The 19,970-nt window shown below is 62.6% G+C and carries 14 protein-coding genes; 12 read left to right on the top strand and 2 right to left on the bottom strand.

Translation table 11 applies throughout. The features are described 5' to 3' along the window. Window positions 1-4: 4 nt before the first annotated feature. From ABIE52_RS13075 to ABIE52_RS13025, 11 genes are all read left to right on the top strand, one after another. Window positions 5-865, top strand: a complete 861-nt coding sequence (locus ABIE52_RS13075) for an MlaE family ABC transporter permease (RefSeq protein ID WP_003941894.1) — start codon at window positions 5-7, stop codon at window positions 863-865. Continuing rightward, window positions 862-2,223 carry an MCE family protein gene (locus tag ABIE52_RS13070; protein WP_003942007.1) on the top strand — a complete coding sequence of 454 codons (1,362 nt, stop codon included), beginning with the start codon at window positions 862-864 and terminating at the stop codon, window positions 2,221-2,223. Before ABIE52_RS13075 ends, ABIE52_RS13070 begins: the two co-directional genes overlap by 4 nt. Beyond that, entirely contained in the window at window positions 2,220-3,299 is a 1,080-nt protein-coding gene (locus ABIE52_RS13065) for an MCE family protein (protein WP_003941932.1), read from the top strand. Before ABIE52_RS13070 ends, ABIE52_RS13065 begins: the two co-directional genes overlap by 4 nt. Then, window positions 3,296-4,291 (top strand): MCE family protein, encoded by a 996-nt coding sequence (locus ABIE52_RS13060; protein WP_003942053.1) that lies wholly within the window; start codon window positions 3,296-3,298, stop codon window positions 4,289-4,291. Before ABIE52_RS13065 ends, ABIE52_RS13060 begins: the two co-directional genes overlap by 4 nt. Continuing rightward, window positions 4,291-5,544, top strand: coding sequence for an MCE family protein (locus ABIE52_RS13055; RefSeq protein ID WP_003941941.1), 1,254 nt, complete (start codon window positions 4,291-4,293; stop codon window positions 5,542-5,544). The genes ABIE52_RS13060 and ABIE52_RS13055 overlap by 1 nt, the downstream gene beginning before the upstream one ends. After that, window positions 5,541-6,818, top strand: coding sequence for an MCE family protein (locus tag ABIE52_RS13050; RefSeq protein ID WP_003941859.1), 1,278 nt, complete (start codon window positions 5,541-5,543; stop codon window positions 6,816-6,818). The genes ABIE52_RS13055 and ABIE52_RS13050 overlap by 4 nt, the downstream gene beginning before the upstream one ends. Continuing rightward, the gene (locus ABIE52_RS13045; RefSeq protein ID WP_003942085.1) at window positions 6,815-8,062 is read left to right on the top strand and encodes an MCE family protein; all 1,248 of its coding nucleotides are present in this window, start codon (window positions 6,815-6,817) and stop codon (window positions 8,060-8,062) included. The genes ABIE52_RS13050 and ABIE52_RS13045 overlap by 4 nt, the downstream gene beginning before the upstream one ends. A gap of 99 nt (window positions 8,063-8,161) precedes the next feature. Then, window positions 8,162-8,890, top strand: a complete 729-nt coding sequence (locus ABIE52_RS13040; RefSeq protein WP_192712115.1) for a hypothetical protein — start codon at window positions 8,162-8,164, stop codon at window positions 8,888-8,890. Between the two features lie 45 nt (window positions 8,891-8,935). After that, window positions 8,936-9,784: a superantigen-like protein SSL4 gene (locus tag ABIE52_RS13035; protein WP_192712116.1), complete on the top strand. Its 849-nt coding sequence runs from the start codon at window positions 8,936-8,938 to the stop codon at window positions 9,782-9,784. Window positions 9,785-10,267: 483 nt separating this feature from the next. Then, window positions 10,268-13,774 (top strand): DNA-directed RNA polymerase subunit beta, encoded by a 3,507-nt coding sequence (gene rpoB / locus ABIE52_RS13030; RefSeq protein WP_003942068.1) that lies wholly within the window; start codon window positions 10,268-10,270, stop codon window positions 13,772-13,774. Window positions 13,775-13,891: 117 nt separating this feature from the next. After that, window positions 13,892-17,848, top strand: coding sequence for a DNA-directed RNA polymerase subunit beta' (locus tag ABIE52_RS13025; RefSeq protein ID WP_003941914.1), 3,957 nt, complete (start codon window positions 13,892-13,894; stop codon window positions 17,846-17,848). 71 nt (window positions 17,849-17,919) lie between these two features. On the opposite strand, the gene ABIE52_RS13020 is transcribed toward ABIE52_RS13025, so the two are convergent. Beyond that, complete coding sequence (locus tag ABIE52_RS13020) at window positions 17,920-18,306, bottom strand: glyoxalase superfamily protein (protein WP_003942070.1); 387 nt, start codon at window positions 18,304-18,306, stop codon at window positions 17,920-17,922. A gap of 88 nt (window positions 18,307-18,394) precedes the next feature. On the opposite strand from ABIE52_RS13020, the gene ABIE52_RS13015 reads away from it, so the two are divergent. Then, window positions 18,395-19,402 (top strand): LLM class flavin-dependent oxidoreductase, encoded by a 1,008-nt coding sequence (locus ABIE52_RS13015; protein WP_192712117.1) that lies wholly within the window; start codon window positions 18,395-18,397, stop codon window positions 19,400-19,402. A gap of 13 nt (window positions 19,403-19,415) precedes the next feature. Here ABIE52_RS13015 and ABIE52_RS13010 read toward each other — a convergent pair whose 3' ends face one another. Further along, window positions 19,416-19,913 carry a SixA phosphatase family protein gene (locus ABIE52_RS13010; RefSeq protein WP_007728426.1) on the bottom strand — a complete coding sequence of 166 codons (498 nt, stop codon included), beginning with the start codon at window positions 19,911-19,913 and terminating at the stop codon, window positions 19,416-19,418. Window positions 19,914-19,970: the final 57 nt, after the last annotated feature.

Raw genomic sequence — 19,970 nt, 5'->3', positions numbered from 1 at the left:
CTAAATGACCATCGCACGAGGCCGCGGCGATCAGTTCCTGCTGAAGAGTCGCAAAGTAGCCAGAATTCCAGTGAACGCGTTGGACCGCGCGGGCGAGCAGATGTCGTTCTACGCGCGCGCCATCGCGTGGACCCCTCGCACGCTGCATCGGTACCGGAAGGAGACGCTTCGACTACTCGCCGAAGTGACCTTCGGTAGCGGTGCGCTCGCTGTGATCGGCGGAACCATCGGCGTCATCGCGATGATGTCCGGATTCACGGGTGTCGTCGTCGGCCTCCAGGGCTTCGCCGCTCTGGAGCAGTTGGGTAGCTCGGTCCTGACCGGCTTCCTCTCCGCATACGTCAACACCCGTGAGATCGCTCCGATCGTTGCGGCTCTTGCGCTCTCGGCCACGGTTGGTTGTGGTTTCACCGCCCAGCTCGGTGCCATGCGAATCTCCGAAGAGATCGACGCGCTCGAGGTCATGGCAGTTCCGTCGGTGCCGTTCCTGGTCACGACGCGCATGATCGCCGGCTTCGTCGCCGTCATTCCGCTGTACATCGTGGGTCTACTCGCGGCGTACCTCGCCTCGAGAGTGATCAGCACGGTCTTCAACGGGCAGTCGACGGGTTCCTACGACCACTACTTCAACCTGTTCCTGCCACCGCAGGACGTGCTGTATTCGTTTGCGAAAGTCCTGGTATTCGCCTTCGTGCTGATCCTGATCCACTGCTACTACGGGTTCCATGCCTCAGGTGGTCCCGCAGGTGTCGGCGTGGCCGTCGGCCGCGCTGTTCGCGCCGCAATCGTGACGATCGCCGTTCTCGACTTCTTCCTCAGCCTCGCAATCTGGGGCACCACGACGACAGTGAGGGTGGCCGGATGATCGAGGCTCCGTCAGTCCTGCGCCGCCGTGTGCTCGGACTCGTGTTCTTCGTGGTGTTGGCATTGTTCCTGGCCTTCACCATCGGAACCTTCAACAAGACGTTCAAGGACGTCGTGAAGATCGACCTCGTGACCGACACAGTCGGAAATGCGTTGCCACCCAACGCGGACGTCAAGGTCCGTGGGCTGCTGGTCGGCGAGGTGCGATCCGCGTCGACGAAAGACGGCCAGGTCACCTCGGTCCTCGCGATCGAGCCGGACAAGGCTGATCTCATTCCGTCCAACGTCACGGCGCGTCTGCTCCCGAAGACGCTTTTCGGTGAGCGCTACGTCTCCCTGATCATTCCGGAGGGAACCACCGCGACCCCGATTTCCGCGGGAACGGTGATCCACCAGGACAAGAGCGGCAATGCTGTCGAGGTCGGCGACGTTCTGGACGGACTGCTCCCACTTCTGCAGGCGATTCCGCCGCAGGATCTGGCGAACACTCTCGGTTCTCTCGCGCAGGGTCTGACGGGACGCGGCGCCGAGCTCGGTCTGACGGTCGATCGTCTCGAGGAGATCTTCCGCGGCGTCAATACCGAACTGCCCGCGGTGCAAGAGGATCTGCGCAAGTTCGCGGACTTCTCCCAGACGTACTCGGACGCTGCGCCCGATCTGATCAACGCTCTCGACAATCTGCGGACCACGGGTAACACGGTGGTGCAGAAGCAGGACCAGTTGCGGACACTGCTGGCGTCGCTCACCGTGACATCGTCTGACACCGCAGCCTTCCTCGAAGCGAACTCGTCCTCGATCATCACGCTCGCTGCGGATTCGAAGGAAGCTCTCCAGCTTCTGGCCCAGTACTCTCCGACCTTCGGGTGCACGTTCAAGGGCTTCTCGGACACCGCTCCGGAAGCTGCCAAGATCCTGTCCACCGACGCGCCCAATCCTGGTGTGCGTGCGAGTATTCAGATCGTGAACCCCAAGGGTCGCTACCTGCCCAACCAAGACGAGCCACGGCTCGTCGACAACCGCGGCCCGGTTTGCTACGACAACGTCACCGAGCCCGGTCGTCCGTTCCCGCAGTACCCCGGCGGTTCGTACGGTGACGGTTCCTACCAGGTTCCTTCCCGCAATCCAGGTCCCGCCACCATGGAATTCCTGCCTGCACCCGAGGGCTCCGGACCTCAGTTGTTCTCGACCAACAACAGCGGTCCGGCTCAGCAGGCCGGCTACGCGGGCTCGAAACTCGAAGAGGATACGTTGAAGGTGATCTACGGACAGGCCAACGGTGTTGCGCCGGACGATGTTCCGGCGTGGACCACGATGGTCAGCGCTCCGGCATTCGCAGGTGCGGAGGTGAGCGTCCAATGAGAGGACTCGCAGCTCCGCTGACAAAGCTCATCATCTTCGTTGTGGTGACGGTCCTGGCGACAGGACTGCTGGCAGCCAGTATCGCCAACCTCGGCGGCGGTGGCGGCACCAAGTTCAACGCCGTCTTCTCCGACGTCACTTCGTTGAACGAGGGCGACGAGGTCCGCATTGCCGGTGTTCGTGTCGGCCAGGTCGAGAAGATTGCCATCGTCAACGACAACCAGGCCGAGGTCCAGTTCTCGGTGTCCGATCGTGATTGGTTGCCGGCCAGTTCCATCGCCACCATCCGGTTCCGCAACCTGGTGGGGCAGCGGTACATCTCGCTCTCGCAGGGTGAAGGCAGCCAAGGCAAGAAGATCACCGGCGGCGATACCCTGCCGCTGTCTCAGACGCGCCCGGCAGTCAACCTCACGACACTCTTCAACGGCTTCAAGCCGCTGTTCACCACCCTGAGCGCGGACGACGTCAACAAGCTGTCGTACCAGATCATCCAGGTGTTCCAAGGCGAATCGGGCACCATCAGTGAGCTCGTGCGCAACACCGCGAGCCTGACCAACACCGTCGCGGACAAGGACGCGGTCATCGGCGCGGTGATCAAGAACCTCAACGACGTTCTCGACACCGTCAACGCGAACGACAAGAACCTCGATTCACTGATCGTCAACACCCAGCAACTCGTCACCGGGTTGGCCAACGAGCGTGGGGTGGTCGGTTCGGCCGTCACCTCACTCGCCGGCCTGACCGACGCGACGGCAGACCTGCTCGAGCCGACGCGGCCGTCGATTCAGGGCTCGATCACGGCGCTCAACACACTGGCGACCACACTCAATCGTCGGAGTGACGACGTCAACGCGGTGCTCGAGACCTTGCCGGTCAAGCTCGAGAAGCTCGCACGCGTAGCGAGCTACGGTTCCTGGTTCCAGTTCTATCTGTGCGGAATCGACATCGTTGCCGGTCCAGGACAGTCTGCGTCGCTGAATCTGCCCACCGGCCTGCCGACGGTCAATCAGCCGATTTACACCAACGCGGCCACGCGATGCACTCAAGACGGTATGAGGGAGTTGCAAGGTCGATGAGTAAACGTCGCAGTCCGGCAATGGCCGGAGCCATCGGTATCTTCGTGGTGCTGCTGGCCACTTTGTCCGCGTTCTTCCTCGATTCGCTTCCGTTCGTGGGAGCAGGCTCGTCCTACTCCGCCGAGTTCTCCGAAGCCGCGGGTCTCAAGCCTGGTAACGAGGTTCGTATCGCCGGCGTGAAGGTCGGCAAGGTCACTTCCGTCGATCTCGACGGTGACCGTGTTCTCGTCGACTTCAAGGTCAGTGACGCGTGGGTGGGAGATCAAACCTCTGCGTCCATTCAGATCAAGACCATTCTGGGACAGAAGTACCTCGCACTAGATCCGCGCGGAACCGACAACCTCGATCCCAAGGATCGGATTCCGCTAGAGCGCACCACCTCTCCGTACGACGTCGTTCAGGCCTTCTCGGCCGCGGCGGACACCGTCGGCGACATCGACACCGACCAGTTGGCGAAGAGCATGGAGACGTTGTCCCAGGCATTCTCCGAGACACCTGGCGATGTCCGCGCTTCGCTCGACGGTGTCAGTCGGCTGTCGCAGACGATCGCGAGCCGCGATCAGGACTTGCAGAAGCTCTTCGCCGCCACCGGGAAGACGTCGCAGATTCTTGCTGACCGCAACAAGGAATTCACCCAGCTGATCCGAGACGGTGGACTACTGGTGCAGGAGCTCAACAATCGCCAGCAAGCGATTTCGCAGCTGCTCACCGGAACTCAGCGCGTCTCTCAGCAGCTCACCGGTCTCGTTCGTGACAACGAGGCGGCAATCGGGCCGGCGCTGACGCAGCTCAACGGCGTCATCGACATCCTGAAGGCAAACAACGAGAACCTGGACAAGGCACTGAAGCTCTACGAACCCTTCATTCGCTTGTATGCCAACGTGGTCGGCAACGGCCGTTGGTTCGACCAGGTCGTCGTGAACCTCCTTCCGCCGGGTCTACCGGACATTCCGGGCTACCGTGACCCCGTTCGTACGTTGGGAGGCAACTGATGGCTGATACTGCCGAAGCCGGAAGCGGCTCCAAGAAGCGCTCGGTCGCGATCATCGCCGCTGTTCTGATCGGGTTACTCGTAATCGGTGGCGCGCTGTGGTGGGTGTTCACTCGCGCCGGAACCACCAAGATCACCGCCTACTTCGACAAGTCGGTGGGTATCTACGACGGCTCCGACGTTCGTGTTCTCGGTGTCAAGGTCGGCACCGTCGAATCCGTCGAACCCCAGGGAGATCAGGTCAAGGTCGAGCTGCGTGTCGATCGTGGGATCGACATTCCCGCGGGTGCCAGTGCCGCTCAGATCACGCCGTCGGTGGTTGCCGACCGCTACATCCAGCTGACACCGGTCTTCACCGGCGGCGACAAGATGGCCAGCGGTGCAGTAATTCCGATCGAGAAGACGGCGACGCCTGTCGAGGTCGACCAGTTGTACTCCAGCATCGACGAACTCGCGTCGGCTCTCGGTCCTGAAGGTGCCAACAAGAACGGAGCACTGTCCGATTTCGTCGAGACAGGTGCGGCCAACCTCGAGGGCAACGGTGAAGCGTTGGGAGACAGCATCACCAACCTCTCGGATGCCGCACGGACGCTCAACGATTCGCGTGACAACATCTCGCTCACCATCAAGAACCTGGATACTTTTGTGGGCGCTCTCGCGGCCAACGATCAGCAGGTGCGCCAGTTCAACACGCAGTTGTCGGACCTGACCGGATTCCTGGCAGGTGAGCGCGACGATCTCGGTGCCGCTCTGAACCAGCTCTCGATTGCTCTCGGCGACGTCGCGAAGTTCGTGGCCGACAACCGCGATCAGTTGGTCCAGACAACCGAGGGTCTCGTCGAACCGACACAGACATTGGCGAACAACAAGGAAGCACTGGCCAACACGCTCACCATGCTTCCGCTGGCGATCTCCAACCTGGTCAACTCGTACGACGCCGAATCAGGTGTGCTGGCTTCACGTCTGGCGTTCCCTGATCTTCAGAACCCGGCCGGAGTGCTCTGCAAGTTGATGGACCTCGGCAAACTATTGCCTGGTGATCCGCGGTTTGAGGCGTTGGGACGGCAGATGCAACCGGCCATCGACCAGTGCGCAAACGTCGCAGCGATGACCGACGCAGCCAATCAGGCTGCAGGCCTGAACCTTCCCTTCGGCATCCTTGCCGGTTCCGAACGACAGATGCAGGTAGTTCCGGGCACTGTGCCCGGCGTCGTGTCACCGCGACTGACCAGTGGAAACGGGGAGGGCGAGTGAAGCGTTCATTGATAGTCGGCGCCGGATTGTGCGCCGTCCTGATCTCGGCAACCGCCTGCTCGTCCGAGGGGATCTACGCTGTCCCGCTTCCCGGCGGTCCTGATGTGGGTTCCGATCCGATGCACTTGACCATTCAGTTCGACGATGTCTTGGACCTTGTTCCGCAGTCCGCTGTGAAGGTCGACGGTGTTCCGGTCGGTCGAGTCGACGACGTGTCGGTCGGACCGGACGGATGGACCGCGGACGTCGGAATCATCCTCGACTCGTCGGTTGATCTGCCCGCCAACGCAATTGCCGCGGTCGAGCAGACCAACCTGCTCGGCGAGAAGTTCATCCAGCTGTCGGCCCCGCCGTCCGGACCGGACTCTGCGAAGCTGGCCGACGGTGACCTCATTCCGCTGGATCGCACTCGCCACGCCACGGAGATCGAGCAGGTTCTCGGCGCATTGTCGCTGCTGCTCAACGGCGGCGGTGTGGGCCAGTTGCAGCCCATCGTCGAAGAACTCGGTGCCGCGTTCGACGGTCGCGAAGGCAAGACGAGAAGTCTTCTGGAGCAGGCGAACACACTCATCGGTGGACTCAACGAGCAGCGTGACGACATCACACGCGCCCTCGACGGCCTGGATGTGCTCTCGACTCGCGTCAACGATCAGAACGAGAAGATCGGGAAGATTCTCGAGGAACTCCCCGTTGCGACACAGGTTCTCAACGAGCAGCGTCCGCAGCTGACGCAGATGCTCGCTCAGGTGGATCGACTCGGAACAGTGGGAACCGACGTCCTCACACAGTCCAAGGACGATCTGATCGCTGATCTTCAGGCTCTGCGTCCGACGCTGCAGGCGCTCGCAGACTCCGGTGACGACTTCGTGGGGGCACTTCCGTTCCTTCCGACGTTCCCGTTCCCGGACGGTGTCGAGAAGATTGCACAGGGTGGTTCCGTCAACCTCTTCCTGAGTGTCGACCTGCAGATCGGCAATACACTCTCGGGTCTCGGTGTCGGGCAGGGAGAACCGGAATACCGCCAGCCCAAGTTCGGCAATCCCAAGCCGGTGGTCGACCCCTCCAACCCGTACTACAACGGCAACGGGCCGCGACCGGGGTGGCCGACAGTGTCACTGCTGCCGATCGCTCCGATCCTGCCGCAGGTTCCCGTTGTCGCCGGCCTTCCCGCCACAACAGCGGGTGACCCGGCAACGCCGGCGCCCGCGGCGAACCCACTCAACCCCATCCAGGGAATGCTGGAACAGTTCGGAATCGGCGGTGATGGACAGTGAGATCAGCTCTGGTCAGATGGCAGCTCGTCGGCTTTGTCGTGGTTGCGCTCCTGGGTCTCATCTACGTCGGCGCCAAGTACGTGCGCCTGGACAACCTCATGGGGTTCGGTCAGTACACGGTCAAGACCGAATTGGCCACGTCCGGTGGAATTTTCACCAACGCCGAGGTGACGTATCGCGGCGTGCCGGTCGGGCGAGTGGGCGACATGTCGTTGACCGAGGACGGAATTCAGGTCGACCTGAAGATCGACAACAGTGCTCCGGAGATTCCCGCGTCGGCCCGTGCCGTCGTGGCCAACCGCTCCGCCATCGGTGAGCAGTACGTCGACCTTCAGCCCGATACCGACCAGGGACCGTTTCTCGAGGACGGCTCGGTGATCGCGGTGGGGGACACCACAACTCCGATCCCGATCGAGGATGTGCTGACCAGTGCCAACGGCTTGGTCAAGTCCGTGCCCGTCGACGCGCTCCACACCGTCGCCGTCGAACTCGGTGCAGCGTTCAACGGCAAGGGCGAGGACATTCAGGTCCTGGCCGATTCGCTGTCCGGCCTCTCGCAGTCCGGGCTCGACACTCTGCCTCAGACGCTCGCGCTGATTCGGAACAGTGAGACGGTACTGACGACGCAGTCGGATCAGTCCTCCGCGATCAAGCAGTTCAGTACCGATCTCGATGCTGTCACGGCGCAGTTGCGGACCAGTGATCCGGACATCCGTCGCTTGATCGACAACGGCATCCCGGCCAGCGATCAGATCGGTGCCCTCATCAACGAGGCGGGCCCGAGCCTGACGACTGACCTGACCAATCTTGCCGCGACCACCAAGACGCTTGCGCCGCGAACGATCGCGCTGCAGCCGTTCCTGATCTTCCTTCCCGGTCTGGCCGCTGCCGCACCGACGGTTGCTCCCGGCGACGGAACGGTCCATCAGGGCTTGGTGCTGGAGACCAACAATCCGCTCTCGTGCACGGTGGGTTACGAAGGCACCATGGCGATCCTGGACGAGATGAAGCGTCAGAATCCCAATTTCGACGACACCCAGCAGGACTTCCCGCTCAACACCGCCGCGTCGTGTGAGACGCCGCTGGGCAGCGAGACGGGCGTCCGCAGTGCCAACCGCGTGGTGTACGCCGATCCCGACACGATCCAGCCTTGGGACTTCAAGCCGAAGGTCGATCCGGACAAGTTGAACCTCAACCCGATCGCGACGCAGTTGGCGCCGTTGCTCGGAGTGACACCGAAGTAGACCGATCCGAATGTGGTCGAGTTTGTGCAGTTCAGGCTACTGAGTTGTGGCAGTTGACGATTCGCGGCCAGAGGCTGGGCAAAACAGGTAAGTAGGGTAGTGAGTGTGATTCAGAGAAACAGTTCCCCGCAGTCCGGCGGGCCCGAGCAAGTCGAATCGGGAGCGCCGACAACCGGTAGACCGAAGGGGCTGACAGCGTCTCTGATTGCGGTCGGTGTCTTGCTTCTGGCGGCAGTGGTTGCGCTCGGTGTGTTCGGCGTCCCGTACGTTCGGGCGCTCACCACCGACCGCACCACCGCCGAGATGCGTGACGACGCGCTTATCGGTGCGCAGCAAGTCGCGATCAACCTCAACAACGCGGATTCGGCCAATCTCGACCAGTCGATCGAGAACATGCGTTCTTCGGTGACCGGTGACGAGATGACGACGTATCTGCAGACCGTTCAGGATTCCATCACCGACGAGTTGCGTAACTCGGGCTCGAAGGCTGACACCGAAGTCGTTCAGTCCGCGCTGACCGAGCTCAATACCGATGACCGGACCGCCACGGCACTGGTCGTCGTTCGTGTCACCACGACCCAGGGCAACCAGTTCGTCAAGAATCAGCTCGGCATGCGGCTGGGCATGGTCGAGATCGACGGGGTCTGGAAGGCGCAGTCGGCTGATCCGATCGGATCGCGACTCGATCTCGGCTCCGGCACCCTGCCGGCGGCCGACGGCTCCACGCCTGCACCTGATGCAACGCCTGCCCCTGGTTCGGGGACCGAGGCACCTGCGTCCGGTACTCCTGCACCGACAACCGAGGGTGGTGATTCCGGTGGCCAGTAGTTCGTCGAACCTGCACACCGACATCCCTCGAAGGAGAAGCGCGTAATGCCACCCAAACGTCGTACCGGCGGACCGTCCTCCCCGCAGAACCGTCGGCCGAAGATCGCCGGAAGCGCTCGCTCGCTCAACGTCCCCGCGGGGACGTCCGATTCGGATCCGGTCGAGCCCACGATCGAACAGCCGGAAGAGGAAACACAGGAGGCTGTGAAGCCGGAGGTTGCGAAGCCGACGCTCACGAAGGCAGAGTCCGGAGACATCGAGCCGCCGAAGACGGAAACCGACGCTCCGGAATCCACACCAGGCCCCGATCTGACCAAACCGGCGAAAACCGTCGCAGACGAGCCCAAGGCCCCTGCTACCCCGGAGACGGGCGCGGGGGAGTCGGCGACAACACCTACACAATCCAAGGCCGGTTGGCGCCTGGTCGCGATCCTGGGGGCCGCAGCGGTCATCGTCGCGATCCTCGCCGGCATCGCCTTCTTCAAAGTCGGCGCGAAGACGGGCGACATCGCCTGGGTGGACGAAGGCGCCACGGCTGAAGTTCTTCGTGTGACGCCGTCGGCGTTGGCTGCAGTCTTCACGTTTTCTCCCGACACCTTCGACGCCGATTTCGACAAGGGTGTCCAGGGCCTGAACCAGTCGATGCGCGATCAGCTGACGCAGTACAAGGACACGCAGAAGGCCGGCGTCGAACAAACCCAGACGGCAACGACCGCTGATGTCCCGCTGATCGGGATCACACGGCTCGAGAAGGACCGGGCGCAGTTGCTCGCCCAACTGAACGTCAGCTCGACGCAGAACGGTGTGGCGGCAGACTCTCGCTCCGGAATGGTCATCGTGAGTCTGGAGAAGCAGGACGGAAACTGGCTGATCTCGGAGATTCGCGACCAGTAGCTCGGAGATTCGCGACCAGTAGCTCGGAGATTCGCGACCAGTAGCACCTGCGCACCAGCGCGAAGATCTGGATCGACGCACGATGTCGGTCCAGATTTTTCGTATGTGACGCCGTTGCTGGCTACACTCCCGGTGGCAGTGTTCGAATGCGCGTCACGAATGTTCGAATGCTGCGACACGCGCTCTCGCCCTTGACGGAGCGGTCCGCAAGGTCCACTCTGATCGGTGAACATGCACGGACGAGTGATCGGCAGTCTCACGTCAGTATCTGAATTCGACCCTCAGTTACACCCGACTCGACATTTCCAGAGTAAGGGTGTACTTTTGGACGTTGCGCTGGCTGCCTCCTGTCCACCCCTCGTCTCAACCGCTGCGAAGTCAAGTACTTCTTGCTTTCTGCGACGGGTTTCGTTCGGGTTGTAACCAGCGAAATTCGAAGCAGATACAGCGGCGGTCGCAACAGCACGGAGCGGCCCGCGTGAGGTGCTGGAAGGACGCATCTTGGCAGTCTCTAGCCAGACCAAGGCAGTTTCCGGAATCCCCGGAGCCCCGAAGAGGGTTTCGTTCGCGAAAGTTCGCGAACCCCTCGAAGTTCCCGGGCTTCTTGACGTACAGACAGATTCGTTCGAGTGGCTGATCGGCGCGCAGAGTTGGCGTGAACGAGCAGCGGCACTCGGCGACAATGCAGTGTCCGGTGGTCTCGAGGACATCCTCGCGGAGCTTTCTCCGATCGAGGATTTCAACGGCACTATGTCGCTGTCCTTCTCCGACCCTCGATTCGACGAGGTCAAGGCCTCGACGGACGAGTGCAAAGACAAGGACATGACCTACGCGGCGCCGTTGTTCGTCACCGCGGAGTTCATCAACAACAACACTGGTGAGATCAAGAGCCAGACGGTCTTCATGGGAGATTTCCCGATGATGACCGACAAGGGCACCTTCATCATCAACGGCACCGAGCGTGTGGTCGTCTCGCAGCTCGTGCGTTCCCCCGGTGTGTACTTCGACATGAGCGTCGACAAGAGCACCGAGAAGGATCTGCACAGCGTCAAGGTGATCCCGGGTCGCGGCGCATGGCTCGAGTTCGACGTCGACAAGCGCGACACCGTTGGTGTCCGTATCGACCGCAAGCGTCGTCAGCCTGTCACCGTCCTGCTCAAGGCACTCGGCTGGACCACCGAGCAGATCACGGAGCGCTTCGGCTTCTCCGAGATCCTCATGGCCACGCTGGAGAAGGACAACACAGCCGGCACCGATGAGGCGTTGCTCGACATCTACCGCAAGCTGCGTCCGGGCGAGCCCCCCACCAAGGAGAGCGCGCAGACCCTGCTGGAGAACCTGTTCTTCAAGGACAAGCGCTACGACCTCGCTCGCGTGGGTCGTTACAAGATCAACAAGAAGCTCGGCCTGAACGCGGGTCAGCCGATCGTTGCATCCACGCTCACCGAAGAAGACATCGTCGCCACCGTCGAGTACCTCGTGCGTCTGCACGCAGGTGACACCTCGATGACGGCTCCGGGCGGCGTCGAGGTTCCCGTCGAGGTCGACGACATCGACCACTTCGGCAACCGTCGTCTGCGTACCGTCGGCGAGCTCATCCAGAACCAGATCCGCGTGGGCCTGTCCCGCATGGAGCGTGTGGTTCGTGAGCGCATGACCACACAGGACGTCGAGGCAATCACGCCTCAGACGCTGATCAACATCCGTCCCGTCGTCGCTGCGATCAGGGAGTTCTTCGGAACCTCCCAGCTGTCGCAGTTCATGGACCAGAACAACCCGCTGTCGGGGCTGACGCACAAGCGTCGTCTGTCCGCCCTCGGCCCGGGTGGTCTGTCCCGTGAGCGCGCCGGCCTCGAGGTTCGCGACGTTCACCCGTCGCACTACGGCCGCATGTGCCCGATCGAGACCCCGGAAGGCCCGAACATCGGCCTGATCGGTTCGCTGTCGGTCTACGCCCGCGTCAACCCGTTCGGTTTCATCGAGACCCCGTACCGTCGCGTCGTCGACGGACAGGTGACCGACGAGGTCGACTACCTGACCGCTGACGAAGAAGACCGCCACGTAGTCGCGCAGGCCAACTCGGCCATCGACCGCGAGGGTCGCTTCACCGACTCGAAGATTCTCGTCCGCCGTAAGGGTGGCGAGGTCGAGTTCGTCGCGTCCTCCGACATCGACTACATGGACGTTTCGCCGCGTCAGATGGTGTCCGTCGCAACCGCGATGATTCCGTTCCTCGAGCACGACGATGCAAACCGTGCCCTGATGGGCGCGAACATGCAGCGTCAGGCTGTCCCGCTGGTTCGCAGCGAGGCACCTCTCGTCGGTACCGGCATGGAGCTGCGTGCAGCTGTGGATGCCGGCGACGTCATCATCACCGAGAAGACCGGTGTCGTGGAGGAGATCTCCGCGGACTACGTCACGGTGATGGCTGACGACGGAAGCCGCAAGACGTACCGGATGCGCAAGTTCGCGCGTTCCAACCAGGGCACGTGCGCCAACCAGCGTCCGATCGTGGACGAGGGACAGCGTGTCGAGGCCGGCCAGGTTCTGGCCGACGGCCCTTGCACCGAGAACGGTGAGATGGCGCTGGGCAAGAACTTGCTCGTCGCGATCATGCCGTGGGAAGGCCACAACTACGAGGACGCGATCATTCTGTCGCAGCGTCTCGTGGAAGAGGACGTCCTGACCTCGATTCACATCGAGGAGCACGAGATCGATGCCCGCGACACCAAGCTCGGTGCCGAGGAAATCACTCGCGACATCCCGAACGTCTCCGACGAGGTCCTCGCCGACCTCGACGAGCGCGGCATCATCCGTATCGGTGCCGAGGTTCGTGACGGCGACGTGCTGGTCGGAAAGGTCACGCCGAAGGGCGAGACCGAGCTGACCCCCGAAGAGCGCCTCCTTCGCGCCATCTTCGGTGAGAAGGCTCGCGAGGTTCGTGACACGTCCCTCAAGGTTCCTCACGGTGAGACCGGCAAGGTCATCGGAATCCGCGTGTTCTCGCGTGACGAAGACGACGATCTGCCTCCCGGTGTCAACGAGCTGGTCCGCGTCTACGTGGCACAGAAGCGCAAGATCCAGGACGGCGACAAGCTCGCCGGCCGCCACGGTAACAAGGGCGTCATCGGCAAGATCCTGCCGCAGGAAGACATGCCGTTCCTCTCGGACGGCACGCCTGTCGACATCATCTTGAACACGCACGGCGTCCCGCGTCGTATGAACATCGGTCAGGTCTTGGAGACCCACCTCGGGTGGATCGGCAAGACCGGCTGGAACGTTCAGATCGCGTCCGACGGCTCTCGTCCCGACTGGGCTGCGACCCTGCCGGAAGAGATGCTGTCCGCTCCGGCCGACTCGAACATCGCCACCCCGGTGTTCGACGGTGCGAAGGAAGACGAGCTCACCGGTCTCCTCGGCGCGACGCTGCCGAACCGTGACGGCGAGCAGATGGTCGGACCCGACGGAAAGGCCACCTTGTTCGACGGCCGCTCCGGCGAGCCGTTCCCGTACCCGGTCTCGGTCGGTTACATGTACATCATCAAGCTGCACCACTTGGTCGACGACAAGATCCACGCTCGTTCGACCGGTCCGTACTCGATGATCACGCAGCAGCCTCTCGGCGGTAAGGCCCAGTTCGGTGGCCAGCGCTTCGGTGAGATGGAGTGCTGGGCGATGCAGGCCTACGGCGCGGCTTACACGCTGCAGGAACTGCTGACCATCAAGTCTGACGACGTGGTCGGTCGAGTCAAGGTGTACGAAGCCATCGTCAAGGGCGAGAACATCCCCGAACCCGGCATCCCCGAATCGTTCAAGGTGCTCCTCAAGGAGCTCCAGTCGCTCTGCCTCAACGTGGAGGTGCTGTCCTCGGACGGCGCGGCCATCACGATGGCGGACGGCGACGACGAGGACTTGGAGCGGGCCGCAGCGAACCTGGGCATCAACCTGTCCAGGAACGAAGCTGCGACGGTCGACGACCTCGCGAACTAGGTTTCGGTCCCCGGGTTGCTCTTGAGAGAGCGGCCCGGGGGCGTAGTTCACATTTGAATTGGCAGTCAGGTTGCCGGGTGACCGGCAACCGTAACCCCAACGGGGAAAGGAAGTTACGTGCTCGACGTCAACTTCTTCGATGAACTCCGCATTGGCTTGGCCAGTGCGGAGGACATCCGCAATTGGTCCTACGGCGAGGTCAAGAAGCCGGAGACCATCAACTACCGCACGCTCAAGCCCGAGAAGGACGGCCTCTTCTGCGAGAAGATCTTCGGCCCCACTCGGGACTGGGAGTGCTACTGCGGTAAGTACAAGCGTGTCCGCTTCAAGGGCATCATCTGTGAGCGCTGTGGCGTCGAGGTCACTCGCGCCAAGGTTCGTCGTGAGCGCATGGGTCACATCGAACTGGCCGCACCGGTCACGCACATCTGGTACTTCAAGGGTGTTCCGAGCCGTCTCGGTTACCTGCTCGACCTGGCTCCGAAGGATCTCGAAAAGATCATCTACTTCGCTGCCTACGTCATCGTCGGTGTCGACGAGGAGCTCCGTCACAACGAGCTGTCCACCCTCGAAGCCGAGATGCAGGTCGAAAAGAAGACCGTCGCAGATCAGCGCGACGCCGATCTCGAGGCACGTGCGCAGAAGCTCGAAGCCGACATCGCCGAGCTCGAGGCAGAGGGCGCGAAGTCCGATGTCCGCCGCAAGGTCAAGGACGGCGGCGAGCGCGAAATGCGTCAGCTCCGTGACCGCGCGCAGCGTGAGCTGGATCGTCTCGACGAGATCTGGACCACCTTCACCAAGCTGAGCGTCAAGCAGCTCATCATCGACGAGCTCCTGTACCGCGAGCTGGTCGACCGTTACGGCGAGTACTTCACGGGTGCGATGGGCGCAGAGTCCATCCAGATCCTGATGCAGAACTTCGACCTCGACGCCGAGGCAGAGTCTCTCCGCGAGACCATCCGCAGCGGCAAGGGCCAGAAGAAGCTGCGTGCACTCAAGCGCCTCAAGGTGGTTGCGGCATTCCAGACCAACGGCAACTCGCCGATGGGCATGGTCCTCAACGCTGTTCCGGTGATCCCGCCGGAGCTTCGCCCGATGGTTCAGCTCGACGGTGGACGTTTCGCGACTTCCGACCTCAACGACCTGTACCGCCGCGTCATCAACCGCAACAACCGCCTCAAGCGACTGATCGACCTCGGTGCTCCCGAGATCATCGTCAACAACGAGAAGCGGATGCTGCAGGAGTCGGTCGACGCCCTGTTCGACAACGGTCGTCGTGGACGTCCGGTCACCGGACCGGGTAACCGCCCGCTGAAGTCCCTGAGCGATCTGCTCAAGGGCAAGCAGGGTCGCTTCCGTCAGAACCTGCTCGGTAAGCGCGTCGACTACTCGGGTCGTTCCGTCATCGTCGTCGGTCCTCAGCTCAAGCTGCACCAGTGTGGTCTGCCCAAGCTGATGGCTCTCGAGCTGTTCAAGCCGTTCGTGATGAAGCGTCTGGTCGATCTGAACCACGCGCAGAACATCAAGTCGGCAAAGCGCATGGTCGAGCGCAAGCGCGTCCAGGTGTGGGACGTCCTCGAAGAGGTCATCGCCGAGCACCCCGTGCTGCTCAACCGTGCACCTACGCTGCACCGTCTGGGTATCCAGGCATTCGAGCCGCAGCTCGTCGAGGGCAAGGCCATTCAGCTCCACCCGCTGGTGTGTGAGGCCTTCAACGCCGACTTCGACGGTGACCAGATGGCTGTTCACCTCCCGCTGTCGGCAGAGGCACAGGCCGAGGCACGCATCCTGATGCTGTCCTCGAACAACATCCTCTCGCCTGCTTCGGGTCGCCCGCTCGCCATGCCGCGTCTGGACATGGTCACGGGTCTGTTCCACCTGACCCGTCTCGACGAGGGTGTCACCGGTGAGCTCGTTGCTCCGACCAACGACGAGGCAGAGCAGGGCGTGTACTCCTCGCCCGCCGAGGCTCAGATGGCAGTCGACCGCGGCGCGCTCTCGGTTCAGGCTCAGATCAAGGTGCGTCTGACGCAGCAGCGTCCGCCGCGCGACCTCGAGAACGAACTGTTCCCCGAGGGCTGGAACTACGGTGACGGCTGGACCGCCACCACGACACTCGGCCGGGTGCTCTTCAACGAGCTGCTTCCGGCGGACTACCCGTTCGTCAACGAGCAGATGCCGAAGAAGCGCCAGGCGACGATCATCAACGATCTCGCCGAGCGGTACCCGATGATCGTGGTTGCTCAGACCGTCGACAAGCTCAAGGACGTCGGGTTCTACTGGGCCACCCGTTCGGGTGTCACGGTCTCGATCTCCGACGTGCTCGTGCCGCCGGAGAAGCCTGCCATCATCGAGGACTTCGAGGCTCAGGCCGACAAGATCGAGAAGCAGTACCAGCGTGGTGCTCTGGACAAGAAGGAGCGCAACAGCGCTCTGGTCACCATTTGGCAGGAAGCGACCGACAAGGTCGGCAAGGCCATGGAGGCTCACTTCCCCGACAGCAACCCGATCCCGATGATCGTGAAGTCCGGCGCAGCCGGCAACATGACTCAGGTTCGCTCGCTCGCCGGTATGAAGGGTCTGGTGACAAACCCGAAGGGTGAGTTCATCCCGCGTCCGATCAAGTCTTCCTTCAAGGAAGGCCTGACCGTTCTCGAGTACTTCATCAACACGCACGGTGCTCGTAAGGGTCTGGCCGATACCGCACTCCGCACCGCCGACTCGGGTTACCTGACCCGTCGTCTGGTGGACGTTTCGCAGGACGTCATCGTCCGCGAGGTCGACTGTGGAACAGAGCGCGGCATCGTCACCACGATCGCCGAGAAGCAGGCCGACGGCACGATGATCCGCGATGCTCACGTGGAGACCAGCACGTACGCCCGTACCTTGGCGGCCGATGCAGTCGACGCGAACGGCACCGTCATCGTCGAGCGTGGCCACGATCTCGGTGACCCCGCGATCGATGCTCTGCTCGAAGCCGGCATCACGACGGTCAAGGTCCGCTCGGTCCTGACCTGCACCACCGGCACCGGCGTTTGCGCCACTTGCTACGGCCGCTCGATGGCCACCGGCAAGCTGGTCGACATCGGTGAGGCTGTCGGTATCGTCGCCGCACAGTCGATCGGTGAGCCCGGTACCCAGCTGACCATGCGTACCTTCCACCAGGGTGGTGTCGCAGGAGATGACATCACCGGCGGTCTGCCGCGTGTCCAGGAGCTGTTCGAGGCACGTGTGCCCAAGGGCAAGGCTCCTATCGCGGACGTCACCGGTCGGGTACAGCTCGAAGACGGCGATCGTTTCTACAAGATCACCATCGTTCCGGACGACGGCGGCGAAGAGGTTGTCTACGACAAGCTCAGCAAGCGTCAGCGTCTGCGTGTCTTCAAGCACGCCGACGGTCGCGAAAGCCTCTTGGCTGACGGTGACCACGTCGAGGTCGGACAGCAGCTCATGGAAGGTGCTGCCGATCCCCACGAGGTCCTGCGAGTCATGGGTCCGCGTCAGGTTCAGATCCACTTGGTCAACGAGGTCCAGGAGGTGTACCGGAGCCAGGGTGTGTCGATCCACGACAAGCACATCGAGGTCATCGTGCGCCAGATGCTTCGTCGCGTGACGATCATCGATTCCGGTGCCACCGAGTTCCTGCCCGGTTCGCTCACCGAGCGCGCCGAGTTCGAGTCGGCAAACCGCCGCGTTGTCGCCGAGGGTGGCGAGCCCGCAGCCGGCCGTCCGGTGCTCATGGGTATCACGAAGGCGTCGCTCGCGACGGATTCGTGGCTGTCCGCGGCATCGTTCCAGGAGACCACTCGTGTCTTGACCGACGCGGCTATCAACTGCCGCTCGGACAAGCTGATCGGTCTGAAGGAAAATGTCATCATCGGCAAGCTGATCCCTGCGGGTACCGGTATCAACCGTTACCGCAACATCCAGGTTCAGCCCACCGAAGAGGCACGCGCCGCTGCTTACGCAGTGCCGTCGTACGACGACCAGTACTACAGCCCGGACGGCTTCGGCCAGAACACCGGTGCTGCAGTTCCGCTGGACGACTACGGCTTCAGCAACGACTACCGCTAAGCGTTAGTTCGTAGAAATCCCCCCACTTCGAAAGAGGTGGGGGGATTTTTCATGTCAGGAGTGGGACGTTTTCAGGAGTTGCTGCCGCTGAGGTCCGGGATGACGATCTCCTGGACGGCCCACTTGTTCCCGTCGGGGTCGGCGAAGTAGATGAACCGCCCCCAGGCCTGGTCGTCGATCGGGCTGATATCGATGCCGCGGCTCTTGAACTCGCGCTCGGCCTCTTCGATGTCTTTGACCACTACCTGCATGCCGACGACCGAGCCGGGCTCGGCGTCGGTGATTCCCTTGCCGATGCAGATCGAGCAGGCCGAACCGGGAGGGGTCAGCTGGACGAATCGCAGGTCTTCGCTGACCGTGTGATCGTGGTCGGCATTGAATCCGAGGCGGACGTAGAAGTCCTTGGCGCGGTCGATGTCGGTGACGGGAATGGCGACCAGTTCGAGCTTGATGTCCATGACGTGCCCTTCATGTGATGGTGAATTCCGGCGACAGGTCCAGTGTTGCGGGTATTGCGGTCAGAAACGGTCCTCGTTCGGCGTCCGGATGAAACTTTCCGAATTCCTTGTTGCTCCGAGGGTGCTTCTCTCACTGCTCGACCGATCCCGAACCAGGAGCGGATACCCCGACTCCGCAGCTCTGACGCATTCCGTCGAACGTGCCGCGCACGCCGACGCTCTCGGCTACCACCGGTTCTGGGTGGCCGAGCATCACGCGGTGCCCGGGATCGGGAGCGGGTCGCCGGCAGTACTGCTTGCCGCGATCGGCGCGCATACGCGCGATATCAGACTCGGCAGCGGTGGGGTCATGCTGCCGAATCACCAACCGCTGATCGTCGCCGAGCAGTTCTTGATGCTGGAGGCTCTGTACCCGGGGCGAATCGATCTCGGCCTCGGCCGATCGCTGGGATTCACGGAGCCTGTTCGTCAGGCACTACGACGTGGCAAGGACGCTCCGGACACGTTTGTGTCGGACCTGGACGAGGTGAGGCGTTATCTGGACGGTTCCGCGGCAGTGACGGCACGGCCGGCGTCGCAGACTGGAGTCCCGATCTTCGTGCTGGCGACGCGCACAGGTCTGAAAGTGGCAGCGCAGCTGGGGCTTCCGGTGGTCGTGGGTGGGCCGATACTCGGAATCGGGGGTACCGGCCGGGTGGATGCGTTGGACGAGTACCGCCGAGCTTTCCGGGCCACCGACGCTCATCCCGAACCTTATGTGGTGGTTTCTCTCGAAGTGGCGGTTGCCGATTCCACCGACGCGGCGCGTGAGTTGCTGATCTCGGAGGCATACGCGCTCGCAGAATCGTCACGGACGGGGGAGTTTCCGCCGCTCGCGTCGCTGGACGAGATCAGGCGTGCTCCGCGCAGTGATCGAAACGCCAGGCGGATCGAGTCGTTCACGGCTTCGGCGCTGCACGGCACACCCGTCGAGGTGAAACAGCAACTTCACTCTCTCGCCGAACGGACCGGTGCCGACGAAGTGTTGGCGTCGACATCGACGTACGACCGTGACGCGCTTGCACTTTCGGACCGCCTGCTACGTGAGGTGGTTTAGCGGTGTGGTTGATCTAACGAGGCACGTGAAACTCGAGCAGAGTGGCGACGGAGTCGTCGAGTTCGGTCCACGGCACCGGTACGGAGAGGACGGCGATCGCCGAAGTCGGGAACTTGTCGCGGATACGTTGGGCCGCTTCGGAGTTTTCGTTCGATGCGAGATCGAGTGCAGTCCAGGGAATTCCGGGTTCGTGTCCGACGATCAGGAGCGTCTTGACGTGGTCGGACGTGGTTCGCGCAGCTGCAATGACGTCTGCGGGTGAGCCGCCGTAGATGGACTTCTCGAACCCGGCGGGAGCTTCGATTCCCGTCGAGGCAAGGGTTTCGACGGTCCGCCGGGAGGTGGAGCACAGAACGGCGTCGACGGGCGGGACGTTTTCGCGGATCCATTCGCCGCCGATGCGGGCCTCGCGCAGGCCCCGTTCGGCGAGCGGACGCTCGTGATCACGGATGCCCTCGGGGTAGCTGGACTTGCCGTGTCGCATGAGGACGAGGGTGCGGTGGTCGGCCATGCGTTCACGGTATCCGCTTTGTGCCCGTCAGTCCGGTTACTCTGGATGGTCAGGACC

This window comes from Rhodococcus sp. OAS809 (assembly GCF_040546695.1).
In the GTDB taxonomy this organism is placed as follows: Bacteria; Actinomycetota; Actinomycetes; order Mycobacteriales; family Mycobacteriaceae; genus Rhodococcus_F; species Rhodococcus_F qingshengii.
Note: the sequence above shows the minus strand (reverse complement) of the source record. Positions and strands in the feature narration are given on the sequence as shown.